Below are 17,922 nucleotides of genomic sequence, written 5' to 3' on the forward strand. Positions count from 1 at the left end.
ACTATAGCGCTGGATTGAGCGGCAAAAAACGATGCCGTTCCCGTCAATTAAGGATACTGGTTTATGTTTCACCCCGGTCGCAGCAAGCGCGCCCGTTTAACGCTGTGCCTCGGCGGCCTGCTGGCATTCTGCGCGCCCGCCGTCGCCTTCACTCCCAGCCACTACGCGGAAGAACAAATTCGTTATATCGCCACCTATTTCCCCGGCCGCATGGCGGGCAGCCCGGCGGAGCTGATGGCGGCGGACTATCTCCAGCATCGTTTTAACGAACTGGGTTTCCATAGCGATCTGCGCGCCTTTAATACCCGTTATCTGTTTCACGGCAGCGCCGGCAAAGCCGACTGGCGCAAAATTACCGCCACGTCGGTGATCGCCGCCAGGGCCGGCGCCACGCCCGGCGAAGTGCTGATCGTTGCCCATGCCGATACCTTCATGCCGCGCAGCGATAAAGACCTGAATAATAATCTGGGCGGGCTGACGCTGCAAGGCGTGGACGATAACGCCTCCGGCCTCGGCGTGATGCTCGGCCTGGCGCAGCAGCTCGGGCGCGGCCGGCTTACGGTGGGGGTGCGTTTTGTGGCGCTGAGCGCCGGTGAGCCGGAAACCCTGGGCGCGGATGATTACCTGCAGCGCATGTCGGCGCAGGAAAAGCGCAATACGCTGCTGGTGATTAATCTCGACAGCCTGGTGGCCGGCGATAAGCTGCGGGTGAACTACAGCCCGGACAGCGGCGACGCCCGCGTGCGGGCGCTGGTTAAAACCCTCGGTGCCCAGGCCCGCCGGTCGGGCATTCCGCTGCTGCTCAGCCCCGGCATCAGAACCTCGGCTGATTGCGCCGGCGACGCCCTGCCGTTCGCCAAGGCGGGATTCGCGGTGCTGGATATCGGCTCCGGCACGACCGGCGACGGCTGCCGCCAGCGTAAGCCCAGCCGCAACTTTCCCCAGGGCATGGTGCGTTACCAGGGACAGCGCGATAACCTGCAGTATCTTGACAGCCACCTGACCGGGCAAATCAGCAAGCGCGCCCGGGACGGAATGAGGCTGATATGGCCGGTATTGCAGGCGTTAACACAGGGCGGGAAGGCGTAGCGCAGTCAAATAGGGGTCATGCGGCGTCAAGACCGCATGCCTGCGGGATAACCCACGGCGCGGATCCTATCATCCGCGCCGGATCCCGCAGTTGAATAAGCAAAATCGATGTTAACGGAACCGGGGCCATTTTCATTTTAAATGTTCCCTTAGCTATATTATTAATAGTTGACGACATTTCTGCAGCAGAAAAAACCAGCTTGAAAAAGACCAATTGATAAATTGAAAATGATTGATAATATGTTTAACTAAATTTTTTCCGCATAAAGATATGTCGCCATTTAAAATAGCAATCAGGGCCGTCAATTTTTTACAGGTTGATAATTAAATTAAAACTAATATTGCCGTAAATCAAAGCTGGGGTTGTATCGTCGCGGTACTGTTTTTCTCCTCGGAATAGACCATGATAGTGGAACCGGTAATAGCAAGGATAGTGCCGGTCAAAGCGTAAGCCGTTGGCAGGGTCTGGTACAATAACAATGATATTACCGCGGTGAGGACCGGGGCCAGCGCATTAGTGCAAGGCGCCACGATAATGGCTTTTCCCCTGGACAGCGCCATGACCAGGAATAAGGCGCCGACGGCATTCAATACCTGGGTGGCGGCGGTAATAAGATAGGCGGCCGCCGGATAACCGCCGCTTTTATCAGGGATCATGGCATAGGCGATGGGAGCCAGGATAAGGCCGGTCAACGTCATATAAAAGAAAATGGCGCTATCCTCAATGTGATTGTTGGACGCCCTTTTCATAAAAAACGCTTGCAGCCCCCAGGCCAGGCAAATAATAACTGAAAATAGTAACCACAGTGACCCGCTTATTGTCGTACCATCGCCCTGGCTAATGCTAAAGGCGAGTATCGATAACAGCGCCAGGATTATACCGATGGTGCCAAGAAAATTGATTCGCTCTTTCAACAACACCAGCGACATTATCACGGTAATCGCGGGTGAAATCGAGATAATGGGGAACACCAGATAGGCCGGAGCGCCCATGCCCAGGGTTTTAAACAGTAATAACTGCCCGCCCGCGCCGGTAAAACCAATCGCCAGCCCGTAAAGTATCGCCTGCGGGGAAAAATCAATTTTTTTACCTTTCAGCGTAAAATAACAGGGAATGAGCATGGTGATTGACCATATGATATAGACCCATTGATCGGGGAAGCTGTATTTTTGTGTCGGATACGCGCTCACACCGCCCCAAACGCCCCAGGTTAATACCACCATTAAGGTATAAATAATCCACGAATTGCTTTTCATTTTATTCTCCAATTTTAAGCTTATTGAGAACAGCGCCATCGAGGGGATTGCCACTTATCTTTGCGGCATAAATAGCGGCCCCCATTGAGGGATTATATTTGGGTTGGCATACCAGGTAGTTGCCGCTGAGGTTAGCAAGCTCATGAATAAACGGGTCAAGGATAATATCACCGCAGTTAAAAACACCGCCGGTAAACGACACCAGGGCCGTCTCGTTAGGTGAGTACTCCAGCTCCTTGCGGACTGAATCCACCATCATGGCGAGTTCCCTGGCAGCGGTACAAAAAAGCTTGTAACTCTCTTTGTCGCCCTCGACCGCCGCTTCATAGGCTAGCTTGGCAACCGACGCTATTTTAGTCCGGTCCCCTTGCCACTTATTGAACACCAGATCGTTGATATCAAGATCGACATCGATATGGTATTTGCTTTTGATCAGATCATACAGAATATCCATCTTCAGCCGATGGTCGGACATTTTTGAAAATAGATTGAGGGCGTTACAACCGATCCAATAGGCGCTACCCTCATCGCTGAACAGCTCCCCCCATCCCCCGCAGCGGGAGGTTTTTCCGTTATGCTCGCCATACGCGATCGAGCCGGTACCGGAAACGATATTGATGCCGTCGCGGCAGCCAAGGCTTGCCGCCCAGCCGCAAACCATATCGTTATCGCAGCGATATTTATCGGCGCTGAGCAAAGCGCAGGGAATCTGATCAAGAAAAGCAACGTCCGCCGATACCTCGCCGTAGGCCGGCAGGCCAAAAAAAGAGTAATCAATGATGTCGGGAACGATTTCGGCACGCCGGCAGACTTCGACAATACCGTTGGTAATAATAGTTCTGCTGTTTTCGCGCCCAACGTTTAAATAGTAGCAGGTGGACGTTTCGTGCTGTGCCAAAACCACGCCCTCCGAGTTGATCAGCACAAAGGCCGTTTTGGTCCCCCCACCGTCGACCCCCAGGAAGATCATGATTCGCTCCCTATAACCAGTTTTCCCGCCGAGCCGCAAAGCCGGATCTTGCTGTAGACGACCTCTTTCATGGCATCCATGCCCTCACGCATATAAAAACGGGGATCATTAGCCTCGGGATTAGCGGCAAAATACTTTTTCACCGCGCCGGCAAAGGCGATTTTCAGCTCGGTGCCGACGTTAACTTTACAGATGCCCAGTTTAACGGCGCGGATAATATACTCGTCGGGCACATCGCTGCCGCCGTGTAATACGATCGGAATATCAATCCTGTCGTTGATGGTCTCCAGCCGTTCAAAATCTATTTTCGGCTTGTCTTTGTACAGGCCGTGCGCCGTGCCGATAGCGATGGCCAGGCTATCGATACCGGTAAGATTAACAAACGCCGCCGCCTCATCCGGATCGGTAAGAAAGCTTGACCCGGCGCTGACGTCTTTATCGTCTTCGATGCCGCCTAGCCTGCCCAGCTCCGCTTCCACGCTGCAGTCATATTTATGGCAAAAAGAAGTTACATCCCGCACCAAGGCAACATTGCCGGAAAAATTTAAATGACTGGCATCAATCATTGCGCTGCGGGCGCCGGCAAAAACTTTATTGCGGATATCGGCAAGCGCTTCATGATGATCCAGATGCAGCGCTATGGGTATATCAAAGGTACCGGCAAAAGATTGGCAGAGGGCGTGAAGATCCTTAAAAGAGATATGCCTGAAGGTGCTGGGGGTGCCGGCCAGGATTACCGGCGATTGGCGTTCATGGCATGCCTCTAGCACCGCCTGGATAGTTTCGGCATTGTGGATATTAAAAGCGGGAACGGCAAAATTTTCTGCTTTTGCTCGTGCCAATAAATATTTCGTGGATATCATGCGCATAATTTATACCCTGAGTTACGACATGATTTGTCATGTCCTAAGTTATTCTGCTAACCTTGGCTTAGGGCTAGCTTGCTTTATATTTTCAGTTTATGAATAACCACACCCTCGACGACTCTGTTCACCACGCCGGTGGGAGAAGGATTGTCCGGCGAGGCGCCTGATTTCAAGGACGTCAGATAGGCGTATATTTGCGCGTAGAGTAAATAGCAAAAACCGATATGGGCGTCATCGGCATTAGTGGTCTTCGGTAAATACAGATGCTCCCCTGTGCTGATTTCCCCGGCGTTCTTATCGGCGATGGCAATAACCCTGCGCGCCACGTTGTCATTTCTTAATTCGGCTAGCAAGTCCAGATCATATTTTCTGGTATAGGTTGAATTAGAAATAAACACCACCACCAGGGTATTCCGGTCTACGATTGATTTCGGTCCATGGCGAAAACCGGTCGGGCTATCAAAAAGAGTACCGATTTTTCCTGCGGTGAGCTCGAGAATCTTCAGGGCCGACTCCTGCGCGATCCCTTGCAATCCGCCGCTACCGAGGTAGACCACGCGGTTAAAATCATCCTGGCCAAATAACGGCGCCGGCCGTTGCAAATACTGCGCGATAATCTGTTGGCTATTTTCGATAATGGGCAAAAAACTCTCGCGGTTATACTGTTTGGGCGCAAAAACCGCCAGGCAGCCCAGCATCATGTTACTGACACTGCTGGTCATGGCGAAACCCCGGTCGTGCGTTTCCGGCGGCGTCAATAATGAGAGCGTATTCGCGCTGTGAGCAAAGCGCTGATGTAACCGGCCGCTTTCATTACAGGTAATAATGAGATGGAAACATTGCTTAACAGTCTGGTTGGCCAATTCTACGGCCGCCACGCTTTCCGGGCTATTGCCCGAGCGGCCAAAAGAGACCAGAAGCGTCGGACATCCGGATGAAAAATAGTCCAGGGGATTACTGACCAGGTCGGTGGTGGGAATGGCCTCTACGCGCAAATTCAATTTGGGCGTAAGCGCCGGCACCAGGATCTTGCCGATAAAAGCCGAGGTCCCGGCGCCGGTCAGGATAATCCGTAACCCGGCCTGGGCCAATAACGGCTGTAAAAAGGCATCTATACGGCTTCTTTCCTGTTCAACCATTAGCAGCGTTTTATGCCAGGTGGCCGGCTGCTGGATAATCTCTTGCGCGGTGGCATAGTCCAGATTATAAGATGTTGGTGCAGATTGGGTCATTTATCTATTCCTTTAAATAATTAATTACATGCTGATGAATATATTTTTATGACATCAATGATTTTATCCAGAATAAGATTCTTGGGATTAAGCGCTAGCTCGCCATTTCTTACCCTGGCATATTGCTCAGGCAAATATTGACTTAATAATGGTAGGGGGATAACCGCATTCTCTAGGTTGAGTATCAATTTTTGGCAGCTGCGTTGCACCGTTTCATTCGGCCAGTAATACCTTATGCGGTCAGAATAGCTATACCGGCGGGAAATTCGCTTTTCGACTTCATCGCCGTGATAATGCCGCAGCCAATACTCCGGCTGCTCCTGCATGACCCGCTCCAGGGTTGTGCGTAGTTCACAGCGGCCTTGACTGATGATTTCTTTCTCGATGCGCTCAAGGGCAAACAACGCTTCCCGCAGGGCGAAAGTTAACGCGGGACCCACCTTGAGGATGGCGAAATGATCCCGCACCAGCTGCCGGTAAGCCTGGGGACGTTGATAATCCGTAGAATGCGCTTCATACACCAAATGGGGATATTGTTCGATCATCCGGCTTAACGAGGACGCAAGCTCAGGTTGATAATCGATTACCTGGGTATGGCTAAACTCCACGCCGGGTTGCACCACTAATCCTACCACCCTGGGCCATATATCTCCCAGTCCCCGCCGTGCGAAGGCGTCGCTGTGCGCCTGGATGGTGCGCGCCGCCGCAGCCGGCGAGGTGACATCCAGTTGCCGCAGGTTTTCCTTGGCCCCGCCCGGAACCGGCACTTCCGTACCGATGATATAGACGATATCGTGACAACCGAAGGTATCGTGGCAGGTATCTTCCGCTATTTTTGCCAAGCGGGCGGAACGCCCGGCTATGATTTCATCGCTGAGCGGCACGGCGTCGTCCCGGCAAGCCATGCTGCAATCAAGATGGATTTTTTTGAATCCCGCCGCCACGTAGGACGCGATAAGCGCTTCCGCTTTAGCCATGGCCTCCGCGGCCGGAAGCCCCTGCCAGCGGTTTGGCCCCAGATGATCGCCGCCCAGAATCAGCTTGGTGACGTCAAAACCCATGGCGATGGCCTGCGCCATGATGGTCTGGTAAAAATCGGCCGGCGTCATGCCGGTATAACCCCCATATTGGTCGACCTGGTTGGAGGTCGCTTCTATCAGCAGCAGGGTGTTTTCCGCCTGCGCATGCCGCAGGGCGGCCTCGATCACCAGGGGATGCGCCGAACAAATCGCATAGATGCCGACCGGTTGACCCTGTTTGTGCCGGGTTAGCAGCGTTTGTAACGCTACGCTTTGTGTTTCCATTGCCATTGCGTTTTCCATCTTTCGGTGTGTTGAAAAAAGATTACACCATGACGATAAAGAAAGAAAACAAAAGATCAACCTCTGTGAAGAAGATCATAAAATAATTAAACGAAAGATAATATTTTGCATTACGTTTGTTTTGACCCCGCTAGACATCAGGCCCGCCGCTTGTCATCGGGACGTACGACACGCATTCATCCCGCTGGGGCGGGGCAACGTTAAAGAGTCGACATCTCCTTGGGGGGTGGCTACAATAGCGTTTGATAAGCAAGACGTAAGGGAATGAAAGGTGTGTCAGGCATGAGGTCCGGCAGATCCCTGCGCGGCTTTTTAGCTCAATGTTGGCAAGTTCCGGGAGTGGACGGCGGTATGAGGGATGCGATGTTATGAGTCTTGGCAATAAAACGCTGACGACCAGCGCGCGGCGCGAACGAATTGTCGGTCAACTCAGGGCGCTGGGCAGCGTGCAGGTTAACGTTTTGGCTGCGGACTTTAATGTGTCGACGGTGACCATCCGCAACGATCTGTCATTTCTTGAAAAACAGGGTGTCGCCACCCGCGCCTATGGCGGGGCCATGTTATGCCCCGCTCCTGTTGTGGAAGCAGAGCGGTCAATTGAAGCCAAGCGTTCGGAAAACTCCACCATCAAGGAGCGCATCGGCAAACTTGCCGCTTCGCTCATCACGCCGGGCAGCACGATTATCCTCGACTCCGGCACCACCACCTATGAAATTGCGCGCCAGCTACGGGGTCATGAAGATGTGATTGCCATGACAAACGGCATGAATGTGGCGGAAGCGCTGTTAGATGCCCCGGGGGTGGATTTATTAGTCACCGGCGGCCGTCTCAGGCGGCACTCATTGTCTTTTTTTGGCAGCCAGGCCGAAATCTCATTGCAAAACTATCATTTTGATATGCTGTTTCTAGGCGTGGACGGGCTGGACCCGTTGATGGGGGTGACGACGCATAATGAAGATGAAGCCAGGCTGAACCGCTGTATGTGCGATGCCTCGAAAAAAATTATCGTCGTGACCGACTCCTCGAAATTTTATCGCATAAGCCTGCATAAAATCATCAGTATCGACAGCGTGGATAAAATCATTACCGACAGCAATATTTCCCCATCGCTACTGGATATATTCACCGATAAAGGTATTGACGTATTACTCGTCGATGCTGAATAGCAAACGCCGCCGGATATTTTAATCATCCGGCGGCGTTGTTTCTTGCTGCTTGGCACAGCCGTTTTCAGCCCTCGTGCAGCCCGCACTCCCTTTTAAGGCCGAAAAAGCGCGTCTCTTCCTCGCTCATGCCCGGCTCCCATTTGCGTGTGGTGTGGGTATCGCCCACCGACAGGTAGCCCTGCTCCCACAGCGGATGGTAGCCGAGAGCGTGGGCCTTGAGGTATTGATATACCTGGCGGTTATCCCAATCAATAATCGGCAGCAGCTTAAAGACCCCGCGCTGGACCGCCAGCACCGGCAGGTGGGCGCGGCTGCCTGACTGTTCACGGCGCAGGCCGGCCAGCCAGCTTTGCGCCTTAAGGGCGCCGAGCGCGCGGTTCATCGGCTCTACTTTATTGATCTGGTTATATTTCTCAATGCCTTCCACCCCCTGCTCCCACAGTTTGCCATAGCGGGCCTCCTGCCAGGCGGGCGAGAGTTCGGCGCCGAACACCCGCAGATTGAGGCCCAGCTTGTCGGTCAGCTCATCGATAAACCGATAGGTTTCCGGGAACAGGTAGCCGGTGTCGGTCAGGATCACCGGGATATCCGGCCGTTGACGGGTCACCAGGTGCAGGCACAGCGCCGCCTGGATGCCGAAGCTTGAGGACAAAACCGTTTCGCCGGGCAGGTTTGCCAGCGCCCAGCCCACCCGTTCTTCCGCCGTCAGGGTTTCCAGATGACGGTTAATGTCGGCGAGGGCCGCCGTTTGTTCCTCTTTCGGCAACACATTCAGTTCGGTCAGGTTCAGACTGCTCATAGCACGCCCCTCGGTTAATCGTAAAAGTCCCGGGCTGAGTTAACCACCGGCTTGACAATGCCGGCACGGATAACAAAATCGCCATAGGACTCCTGCGCATGGCGTTCGCCGGCCCAGCGGCCCGCGGTCTGGTCGATAATGGCCAGAATCTCGTCTTCGGTAATATTTTCCCGGTACATGCGCGGTATACGCTCGCCGGAACGATCGCCGCCCAGGTACAGGTTATAACGGCCGACGGCCTTGCCCACCATGCCGATTTCCGCCAGCATCGCGCGCCCGCAGCCGTTCGGGCAGCCGGTCACCCGCAGGATGATTTCGTCATTGCCCAGGCCGTGGGTGGACATAATGCCCTCCACCTTGGTGACAAACTGCGGCAGGAAGCGCTCGGCCTCCGCCATCGCCAGCGGACAGGTGGGAAACGCCACGCAGGCCATGGACGCCTTGCGCTGCGGGCTGACGCTGTCGTTAATCAGGCCGTATTTGCGCGCCAGCGCCTCAATCTTGGCTTTATCGCGCGCGGGCACGCCCGCCACGATCAGGTTCTGGTTGGCGGTGAGACGGAAATCGCCTTTGTGGATACGGGCAATCTCCGCCATGCCGGTTTTAAGCAACCGATCCGGATAATCCAGAATACGGCCGTTTTCGATGAACAAGGTTAAATGCCAGAGGTTCTCAATCCCCTTGACCCAGCCGAAACGGTCGCCGCGTTCGGTAAAGCGATAAGGCCGGATCGGTTCGAATTTGATGCCGGCGCGCCGTTCCACTTCCGCTTTAAAGGTGTCGACCCCGACCCGCTCCAGGGTATATTTGGTTTTGGCGTTTTTACGGTTGGAGCGGTTGCCCCAGTCGCGCTGGGTGCCCACCACCGCCTCGGCGAAAGCCAGGGTATGTTCCGCCGCGATATATCCGAATTCGCTGGCCTTGCGCGGGTAGGTGGAGCTATCGCCATGGGTCATCGCCAGGCCGCCGCCCACCAGCACGTTAAACCCAACCAGCTGTCCGTTGTCGCTGATGGCGACAAAGTTAAGGTCGTTGGCGTGCAGATCGACGTCGTTTAACGGCGGCACCACCACCGTGGTCTTGAACTTACGCGGCAGATAGGTGGGCCCTAAGATCGGCTCCTGATCGGTAGTTTCGCTTTTCTCGCCGTCCAGCCAGATCTCGGCATAGGCGCGGGTTCTGGGGAGCAGATGCTCGGAGATTTTTTTCGCCCACTCATAAGCCTGCTGGTGCAGTACCGACTCCACCGGATTGGCGCTGCACAGCACGTTACGGTTTACATCCCCCGCCGTGGCGATAGAATCCAGCCCCAGGCCGTGCAGCATTTGGTGCATCTGCTTGAGATCGGGTTTGAGCACGCCGTGGAACTGGAAGGTCTGGCGCGTGGTCAGGCGCACGCTGCCGTAAAGCGTATGTTCGGCGGCAAAAGCCTCGATGCCCAGCCACTGCTGCGGGGTAATGATCCCACCCGGCAGGCGGCAGCGCAGCATCATGTTGATCAGCGGTTCCAGCTTTTGTTCAGCGCGTTCGGCGCGCAGATCGCGATCGTCCTGCTGGTACATGCCGTGAAAACGGATCAGCTGGAAATTATCGCCGTTAAACCCGCCGGTCAGCCCATCGTGCAGATCCTCGGCGATGGTGCCGCGCAGGAAATTGCTTGCCCCTTTCAGCCGTTCATTATCGGACAAGGGAGGAGTAGGTTGTTTGTCACTCATCAGTAGACGTCCCGCTGATAACGGCGCTCAATGCGCAGCTCACTTAAAAATTCATCAGCCTGCCCGGTATCCATGCCACCGTGCTCGGCCACCACGTCCAGTAATGCCTGCTCGACGTCTTTTGCCATACGGTTGGCGTCGCCGCAGACATAAATATGCGCGCCCTGCTCTATCCAGCGCCAGACCTCGGCGCCTTTTTGCCGCAGCCGGTCCTGGACATAGATTTTCTCCGGCCGATCGCGCGACCAGGCCAAATCGATCTCGGTCAGCAGGCCCTCTTTTTTGTAGCGCTGCCATTCCACCTGGTAGAGGAAATCATCGGTAAAATGCGGGTTGCCGAAAAACAGCCAGTTCTTGCCGGTGGCGCCGTCCGCTTCCCGTTGCTGCATAAAAGCGCGAAACGGCGCGATACCGGTACCCGGCCCAATCATAATCACCGGCGCGTCGGGATCGGCCGGCAGGCGGAAATTGTTATTGTGCTCGATAAAGATGCGTACCCCGTCGTCCTCGGCCAGGCGATCGGCCAGGTAACCGGTGGCGCCGCCGGTGCGCGGCCTGCCGTCCACTTCATAGCGCACCACGCCCACCGTGATATGCACCTCGTCGCTGGCCTCCGCCTGCGATGAGGCAATGGAGTACAGCCGCGGCGCCAGGGGACGCAGGATCGCCAGCAGCTGATCCGCGCCAAGCTCCACCGGCGCCTGTCGCACCATATCCACGATGGGCGTCGATTGGGCATAGTGCTGCAAGCGCTCCTTGTCCACCGTTAGCGCCAGCAGCGCCTCGTCACGGGCCAGCGCGGCGTACTTCCCGACAATGACGGCGGTGTTCTGGGTCAGCTCGAAATGAGCGCGCAGCGCCTCGGCCAGGGTCATGGCCTGTGTTTCCACGGTGACCGTTTGCCCGCCGTCCAGCCACAGCAGCGTCAGCAGCTCGTCCACCAGCGCCGGATCGTTTTCATACCAGACGCCAAGCGCATCGCCGGGCTGATAACGCAGGCCGGAATCGCCGAGGTCGATTTCGATATGACGTACCTCTTTTAGCGAACTGCGGCTGGTGATTTTTTGTGACGTCGCCAGCGTGGCGACCAGCGGCTGGTCTTTGGTATAGGGCGTGGCGTCGACTTCATCCACCGTGCCGCTGATGGTCTGCGCGTGTTCGGCATCGCTCTCCTGCGGCACCTGCTGTTTCAGCAACGCCACGATATCCCGGCGCCAGGCTTCCGCCAGCGGCTGATATTCCACGTCGGCGTCAACCCGTTCCAGCAGGCGCCGGGCGCCCAGTTCGGCCAGGCGGTGGTCAAAATCCTTGCCTATCTTGGCGAAATGCTCATAGGACGTATCGCCGAGGCCGAATACCGCAAAGCCTGTATCGCCTAGCCGGGGGGCTTTTTTCGAAAACAGGTATTTATACAGCGCCACCGCCTCTTCCGGCGGATCCCCTTCACCTTGGGTGGAAGCAACCACCAGCAGCAGCTTTTCCTGCGCGATCTGCTTAAATTTATAGTCGCCGGCGTTAATCAAGGTGACATCCAGCTTGGCGGCAATCAGATCGTCGCGTAATTGCTCCGCCAGCCGGCGGGCGTTGCCGGTTTGCGATGCGGACAACACCGTGATGGCGTGCGCCTTGGGCTGGATGGGCGCCGGGGTGGCGCCGGCGACGGGCGCCGGATTGACCTGCCCCCAAAAATAACCGGATACCCAGGCCATCTGCAGCGGAGAAAAATCACCGGTGGCTGCCTGCAGGCGGGCTAATTGTTCCGGATTCAGCGGGAGCAAAGAAGTAGGTGGAACCTGAGTCGTCATTGCTGTTCGAATTTCCTTGTGCGTACCGGTAATGGCCGGGCGTTTATCATGAGATCATCAGATTTTGTAAGGTTACTCAGTGCGACGCAATCAATAAAGGATGTGATGGCAATAATAAATAACTAAAAGGCCTAAAGAGTTATTTTGGTTAAACTTATCGATTAAACTGGTTAAGCGCCGCGCCGGCGGTCAACGGCGTTTTTTCCAGGTTTTATCTGATATTGCCGCTAAATGGACCAACTACTTGGCGGTTCCCGGCACATAACATAGAATCATCGGCCGCATTTCGATACCATGCAGCGTATGTTGTGAAAAGAGGCCCTATAGTGGTAACCACGTTATTTAAAGATTTTACTTTCGAGGCGGCGCATCGTTTGCCGCACGTTCCCGCCGGCCATAAATGCGGCCGGTTGCATGGCCATTCTTTTATGGTGCGGATAGAAATTACCGGCGAGGTGGACCCGCTGACCGGCTGGGTGATCGATTTCGCCGAGCTGAAGGCCAGGTTTCGACCGATCCTCGATCGGCTTGATCACTACTACCTGAATGATATTCCCGGGCTGGACAATCCCACCAGCGAAGTGCTGGCCCATTGGATCTGGCACCAGCTTAAACCCAGCCTGCCCCTGCTAAGCGGTATCGTGGTGAAAGAAACCTGTACCGCCGGCTGCATTTACCACGGCGAAGAATAGCCGGCCCCGTTACGCTGGGACCGGCGGCCGGCTCAGGCAATATTCAGGTATTTATGGGTCTGCATCGACAGGCGCCAGTTGCGGGCGATGCAGGTTTCGATGCAAAGCCGGGTGGCGTCGTCCTGTTGGCTGATGGGCTGTAGAGCGATAATTCGCGGTTTATCGTCTTCAAGCGTGGCCAGCAGCGCATCAAGACGTTCAATATCCCGCTGACGCGCCACCGGATGCTTGATCTCATCGGCGCGTTCCAGCGCCTGCGGCAGGATTTCCATCCCCCCGCGCATGCCCACCTTGGGCGATACCGTCACCCAGGTCTGGCTGGTGCAGCGCACATCATGGGTGCCGCTGGTTTCAATCTGGCAGCTGAATCCCTGCTGCTCCAACACCTGCGTCAACGTATACAGATCGTGGATACAAGGCTCGCCGCCGGTAATCACCACATGGCGCGCCGTATAGCCCTGCTGTGCAATCACCGCCAGGATGTCCTCCGGCGACACCGAGGCCCAGCGATCGCTATCGGCGGTTTTCAACGAAATGTCCCCCAACGGAACCTCCTGGCGCGCGTCCATTTCCCAGGTATGTTTGGTGTCGCACCAGCTGCAGCCCACAGGGCAACCCTGCAGGCGGATAAATATCGCCGGCACGCCGGTAAAATAGCCTTCGCCCTGGAGCGTCTGGAAAATTTCGTTAAGCGGGTACTGCATGATGTTCTCGATTAATGGACTACCTATAAGGGCAGTGATTATTACACTTTAGCTGAAGCAGGCCAAATTTGTCTTGCCGGCGTTGCACTATCCAACTTTCCTGATAAGGGGACATCATGTCATCGCCTTGGTATGGCTGATGGCGGATACACCGAACGCGGTTTATCAGGCGTTTGACGTGGACGTTGGCCAGGATGACCGGTGAGGGGAAAAACCGCCCCGTTACCGGGCATGTTTGCCGGCAATGAGGGTAGAAACTGCCCCGCGGCCGGGCGCGTTGGCCGGCCGCGGGGCTACAGGCGACTAGGCCTGGCCTTTCACTTCTTTCAGGCCGTTGAACGGTGCGCGTGCGCCCAGGGCTTCTTCGATACGAATCAGCTGGTTGTACTTGGCAACGCGGTCGGAGCGGCTCATGGAACCGGTCTTGATTTGACCTGCGGCGGTGCCCACGGCCAGATCGGCAATGGTCGCGTCTTCGGTTTCGCCGGAACGGTGAGAAATGATGGTGGTATAGCCGGCGTCTTTCGCCATTTTGATCGCCGCCAGGGTCTCGGTCAAAGAACCGATCTGGTTGAATTTGATCAGGATGGAGTTGGCGATGCCTTTATCAATACCTTCTTTCAGGATCTTGGTATTGGTCACGAACAGGTCGTCGCCGACCAGCTGGATTTTGTCGCCCAGCACTTTCGTCTGGTAGGCAAAACCGTCCCAATCCGATTCGTCCAGGCCATCTTCGATGGAGACGATCGGGTAGGTCTTGGTCAGACCTTCCAGGTAATGGGTGAACTCTTCGGAAGTGAAGGATTTGCCTTCGCCTTTAAGTTCATATTTGCCGGTTTCTTTGCTGTAGAATTCAGACGCGGCGCAGTCCATGGCCAGGGTGATATCTTTACCCAGGACATAACCGGCTTTTTCCACGGCTTCCTTGATGGCGGCCAGGGCGGCGGAGTTGGATTCCAGGTTCGGCGCGTAGCCGCCTTCGTCACCGACCGCGGTGTTCAGGCCCTTGGCTTTCAACACTTTCGCCAGGTTGTGGAATACTTCAGAACCCATGCGAATCGCTTCCTTGACGGTTTTAGCGCCAACCGGCTGGATCATGAATTCCTGGATGTCGACGTTGTTGTCGGCATGTTCGCCGCCGTTGATGATATTCATCATCGGCAGAGGCATGGAGAACTTGCCGGCGGTGCCGTTCAGTTCGGCAATGTGTTCGTACAAAGGCATGCCTTTGGACGCGGCTGCTGCTTTCGCGGCGGCCAGGGAAACGGCCAGGATGGCGTTGGCGCCGAACTGGGATTTATTTTCAGTGCCGTCGAGATCGATCATGATCTTGTCGATGTTGGCCTGATCTTTCGCGTCTTTGCCCAGCACCGCTTCAGCGATCGGACCGTTAACCGCGGCAACCGCCTTGGTCACGCCTTTACCCAGGAAACGGGATTTGTCACCGTCACGCAGTTCCAGCGCTTCGCGCGAACCGGTGGAAGCACCTGATGGCGCGGCGGCCAAACCTACAAAACCACCTTCCAGATGTACTTCTGCTTCAACAGTCGGATTGCCGCGTGAGTCGATGATTTCACGGCCGATGACTTTTACAATTTTGGACATTTAGTATTTCCTCAGTACAAGTTAAAACAAAATTCCTGACGAACCACGCGCGATGCCTTGACCACGCGCCGCCCACCTAATTAAATTTATTTCATCTGACGCTTTTGGTACTCGCCGGCCGCCTTGACGAAACCGGTAAACAGCGGATGGCCGTCGCGGGGCGTCGAGGTAAACTCGGGATGGAACTGGCAGGCCACGAACCACGGGTGATCCGGGTATTCGATAATCTCCACCAGTTGGTTATCCCCCGACAGTCCCGCAACGCGCAGGCCGGCGGCTTCGATCGGCTTCAACAGCATATTATTGACTTCATAACGATGGCGGTGGCGCTCGACGATGGTCGGCTCGCCGTACATGCCGCGCACCAGGCTGCCGTCGGTTAACTGGCAGGCCTGGCTGCCCAGGCGCATGGTGCCGCCCAGATCGCTTTGTTCGGTGCGCACTTCAACGCTGCCGTTTTCGTCGCGCCATTCGGTAATCAACGCCACGACCGGGTACTTACAGTCTGGCACAAATTCGGTGGAGTTCGCGTTCTCCATGCCCACCACGTGACGGGCGAACTCGATTAACGCCACCTGCAATCCCAGGCAAATGCCGAGGTAAGGGATCTTATTTTCACGCGCAAACCGCGCGGTCAGGATCTTGCCTTCGACGCCGCGATAACCAAAACCGCCGGGGATCAGGATCGCATCGAGATTTTTCAGGATCTCCACGCCGCGGGTTTCCACATCCTGCGAGTCGATAAGCTTGATATTGACCGTCAGGCGATTTTTCAGCCCGGCGTGCTTCAGCGCCTCGATCACCGATTTATACGCATCGGGCAGCTCGACATATTTCCCCACCATGCCGATGGTGACTTCGCCACCCGGATTGGCTTCCTGGTAAACCACCTGTTCCCATTCAGACAGGTTGGCTTCGGGACAGTTCAAGCTGAATCGTTTACAAATATAATCGTCCAGGCCCTGTGATTTCAAGAGCGCCGGAATTTTATAAATGGAATCAACATCTTTAAGGGATATAACCGCCTTTTCCGGCACATTGCAGAATAAAGCAATTTTAGCCCGTTCGTTGTTCGGCACCGAACGATCGGAGCGGCAAATCAGCACATCCGGCTGGATGCCGATGGAAAGCAGCTCCTTGACCGAATGCTGGGTAGGCTTGGTCTTCACCTCGCCCGAGGCCGCCATGTAGGGCACCAGGGTCAGGTGCATGTAGATGGTATGCTCGCGGCCCACGTCCACCGCCATCTGGCGGATAGCCTCGAGAAACGGCAGGGATTCGATGTCGCCCACGGTGCCGCCGATTTCCACCAGCACCACGTCGTGGCCTTCGCCGCCTTCAAGGATACGTTCCTTGATGTTATTGGTAATATGCGGGATAACCTGGATGGTGGCGCCAAGATAGTCGCCGCGGCGTTCCTTACGCAGCACATCGGAATAGATGCGGCCGGTGGTAAAGTTGTTGCGACGCGACATTTTGGTGCGGATAAAGCGCTCGTAGTGTCCCAGGTCCAGATCGGTTTCCGCACCGTCCTCGGTGACGAACACTTCGCCGTGCTGGATTGGACTCATGGTGCCCGGATCCACATTGATGTAGGGGTCCAGCTTCATGATGGTAACGTTGAGTCCCCGGGCTTCGAGGATAGCCGCCAGGGAGGCTGCGGCAATGCCTTTACCCAATGAGGAAACGACCCCGCCGGTTACAAAAATATAATTTGTTGTCATGCTGAACCTGAGAATTAGGGTGTAAAGACGGAATAACCAAGACGGGAAAACAGTATACCTGAAGCCGGAATCCGCCACAAACGTTCGTTTTGCAAATTGCGCGGCCGGGCCAATGGCCGCGCCATCGATATTATCCGCATGGCGGCAATCCGGCGTTTACCCGGCGATTTCCCGTTTTTTTATTTCCCGCCAGGCGGCTTCCATCTGCTCCAGGCTTGCCTGGTGCAGCGTTTGCCCCCGGGCCAGGATAATCTCCTCCACCTGGCGAAAACGGCGTTCGAATTTACGGTTGGCTTTTTGCAACGCGGTTTCGGCTTTCTTGCCCAAATGGCGGGTCAGGTTAACGGTGGCGAACAGCAGATCCCCCAGCTCCTCCTCCAGCTTATCCTCATCGACCACCGCCTGGCGCGCCTCGTGCATCACCTCGATGATTTCTTCATACACCTTGTCCACCACCGGGCCGAGCGTGATCCAGTCAAAGCCCACGCTGGCGCAGCGTTGCTGGATTTTCTGCGCTTTCATCAGCGCCGGCAGGGCGTCGGGGATGTCGTCGAGGGGAGACAGGCGTTCTTTTTCCGCCCGCTCGTCCGCCTTAAGCTTTTCCCACTGGCCGGGCGGCGCCACGCCGTCGTCACCAGGCAGACGGGCGAAAATATGCGGATGGCGGCGCTCGAGCTTATCGCTGATGGCGTTGCAGACGTCGGCAAAATCAAACAGCCCCTGCTCGCGCGCCATTTCGGCATAAAACACCACCTGGAACAGCAAATCGCCCAATTCACTGCGCAAATCGTCGTAGTCGCGCCGCGCAATGGCGTCCAGCACCTCGTAGGTCTCCTCCAGGGTGTAGGGGACGATGGTGTCGAACGTCTGGCGTTTGTCCCACGGACAGCCCGTCTGCGGGTCGCGCAGGCGGGTCATGATGGCGAGCAAACGCGCCTGGGCGGCCGACGAGGCGGCGGTGAAATTCCCGGCCATG

General features: G+C 55.8%; 15 protein-coding genes. 3 read left to right on the forward strand and 12 right to left on the reverse strand.

Translation table 11 applies throughout. The features are described 5' to 3' along the window. Nucleotides 1-63 precede the first annotated feature (63 nt). Nucleotides 64-1,089 (forward strand): aminopeptidase, encoded by a 1,026-nt coding sequence (locus tag GRH90_RS00255; protein ID WP_162363895.1) that lies wholly within the window; start codon nucleotides 64-66, stop codon nucleotides 1,087-1,089. 351 nt (nucleotides 1,090-1,440) lie between these two features. On the opposite strand, the gene GRH90_RS00260 is transcribed toward GRH90_RS00255, so the two are convergent. The 5 genes from GRH90_RS00260 to kbaZ form a co-directional block, all read right to left on the reverse strand. After that, nucleotides 1,441-2,346, reverse strand: coding sequence for a DMT family transporter (locus GRH90_RS00260; RefSeq protein WP_162363896.1), 906 nt, complete (start codon nucleotides 2,344-2,346; stop codon nucleotides 1,441-1,443). A gap of 1 nt (nucleotide 2,347) precedes the next feature. After that, on the reverse strand, nucleotides 2,348-3,316 hold the full coding sequence (locus GRH90_RS00265; RefSeq protein ID WP_162363897.1) for an N-acetylglucosamine kinase: 969 nt from the start codon (nucleotides 3,314-3,316) through the stop codon (nucleotides 2,348-2,350). Continuing rightward, nucleotides 3,313-4,185, reverse strand: coding sequence for a tagatose bisphosphate family class II aldolase (locus GRH90_RS00270; protein ID WP_162363898.1), 873 nt, complete (start codon nucleotides 4,183-4,185; stop codon nucleotides 3,313-3,315). Before GRH90_RS00270 ends, GRH90_RS00265 begins: the two co-directional genes overlap by 4 nt. Before the next feature lie 77 nt (nucleotides 4,186-4,262). Further along, a complete protein-coding gene (locus GRH90_RS00275) occupies nucleotides 4,263-5,414 on the reverse strand; it encodes an SIS domain-containing protein (RefSeq protein WP_162363899.1) in 1,152 nt (383 codons plus the stop codon). 20 nt (nucleotides 5,415-5,434) lie between these two features. Continuing rightward, entirely contained in the window at nucleotides 5,435-6,718 is a 1,284-nt protein-coding gene (gene kbaZ / locus GRH90_RS00280) for a tagatose-bisphosphate aldolase subunit KbaZ (RefSeq protein WP_162364256.1), read from the reverse strand. A gap of 386 nt (nucleotides 6,719-7,104) precedes the next feature. Between kbaZ and agaR the strand changes: the two genes are divergently transcribed. Further along, the gene (gene agaR, locus GRH90_RS00285) at nucleotides 7,105-7,902 is read left to right on the forward strand and encodes a transcriptional repressor AgaR (RefSeq protein WP_162363900.1); all 798 of its coding nucleotides are present in this window, start codon (nucleotides 7,105-7,107) and stop codon (nucleotides 7,900-7,902) included. A gap of 64 nt (nucleotides 7,903-7,966) precedes the next feature. Here agaR and GRH90_RS00290 read toward each other — a convergent pair whose 3' ends face one another. The 3 genes from GRH90_RS00290 to cysJ are packed head-to-tail and all read right to left on the reverse strand — an operon-like array spanning nucleotide 7,967 to nucleotide 12,221. Further along, nucleotides 7,967-8,701 (reverse strand): phosphoadenylyl-sulfate reductase, encoded by a 735-nt coding sequence (locus GRH90_RS00290; RefSeq protein WP_162363901.1) that lies wholly within the window; start codon nucleotides 8,699-8,701, stop codon nucleotides 7,967-7,969. 14 nt (nucleotides 8,702-8,715) lie between these two features. Next, on the reverse strand, nucleotides 8,716-10,416 hold the full coding sequence (cysI, locus tag GRH90_RS00295) for an assimilatory sulfite reductase (NADPH) hemoprotein subunit (protein ID WP_162363902.1): 1,701 nt from the start codon (nucleotides 10,414-10,416) through the stop codon (nucleotides 8,716-8,718). Continuing rightward, on the reverse strand, nucleotides 10,416-12,221 hold the full coding sequence (gene cysJ, locus GRH90_RS00300; protein WP_162363903.1) for an NADPH-dependent assimilatory sulfite reductase flavoprotein subunit: 1,806 nt from the start codon (nucleotides 12,219-12,221) through the stop codon (nucleotides 10,416-10,418). The genes cysI and cysJ overlap by 1 nt, the downstream gene beginning before the upstream one ends. A 323-nt stretch (nucleotides 12,222-12,544) precedes the next feature. On the opposite strand from cysJ, the gene queD reads away from it, so the two are divergent. Then, nucleotides 12,545-12,913, forward strand: coding sequence for a 6-carboxytetrahydropterin synthase QueD (gene queD / locus GRH90_RS00305; RefSeq protein ID WP_312857160.1), 369 nt, complete (start codon nucleotides 12,545-12,547; stop codon nucleotides 12,911-12,913). A 32-nt stretch (nucleotides 12,914-12,945) separates the two neighbouring features. Here the strand turns inward: queD and queE are convergent, their stop codons facing one another. The 4 genes from queE to mazG all read right to left on the reverse strand — a co-directional run bounded on the left by queE (nucleotide 12,946) and on the right by mazG (nucleotide 17,921). Beyond that, nucleotides 12,946-13,617, reverse strand: a complete 672-nt coding sequence (queE, locus tag GRH90_RS00310; RefSeq protein WP_162363905.1) for a 7-carboxy-7-deazaguanine synthase QueE — start codon at nucleotides 13,615-13,617, stop codon at nucleotides 12,946-12,948. A gap of 303 nt (nucleotides 13,618-13,920) precedes the next feature. Then, on the reverse strand, nucleotides 13,921-15,222 hold the full coding sequence (gene eno, locus GRH90_RS00315) for a phosphopyruvate hydratase (protein ID WP_162363906.1): 1,302 nt from the start codon (nucleotides 15,220-15,222) through the stop codon (nucleotides 13,921-13,923). A gap of 86 nt (nucleotides 15,223-15,308) precedes the next feature. Continuing rightward, a complete protein-coding gene (pyrG, locus tag GRH90_RS00320) occupies nucleotides 15,309-16,946 on the reverse strand; it encodes a glutamine hydrolyzing CTP synthase (RefSeq protein WP_162363907.1) in 1,638 nt (545 codons plus the stop codon). 156 nt (nucleotides 16,947-17,102) lie between these two features. Beyond that, entirely contained in the window at nucleotides 17,103-17,921 is an 819-nt protein-coding gene (mazG, locus tag GRH90_RS00325) for a nucleoside triphosphate pyrophosphohydrolase (RefSeq protein ID WP_162363908.1), read from the reverse strand. Between the last annotated feature and the right edge of the window lies 1 nt (nucleotide 17,922).

Origin of the sequence: Acerihabitans arboris (genome assembly GCF_010131535.1) — a bacterium.
GTDB lineage: Bacteria > Pseudomonadota > Gammaproteobacteria > Enterobacterales > Enterobacteriaceae > Acerihabitans > Acerihabitans arboris.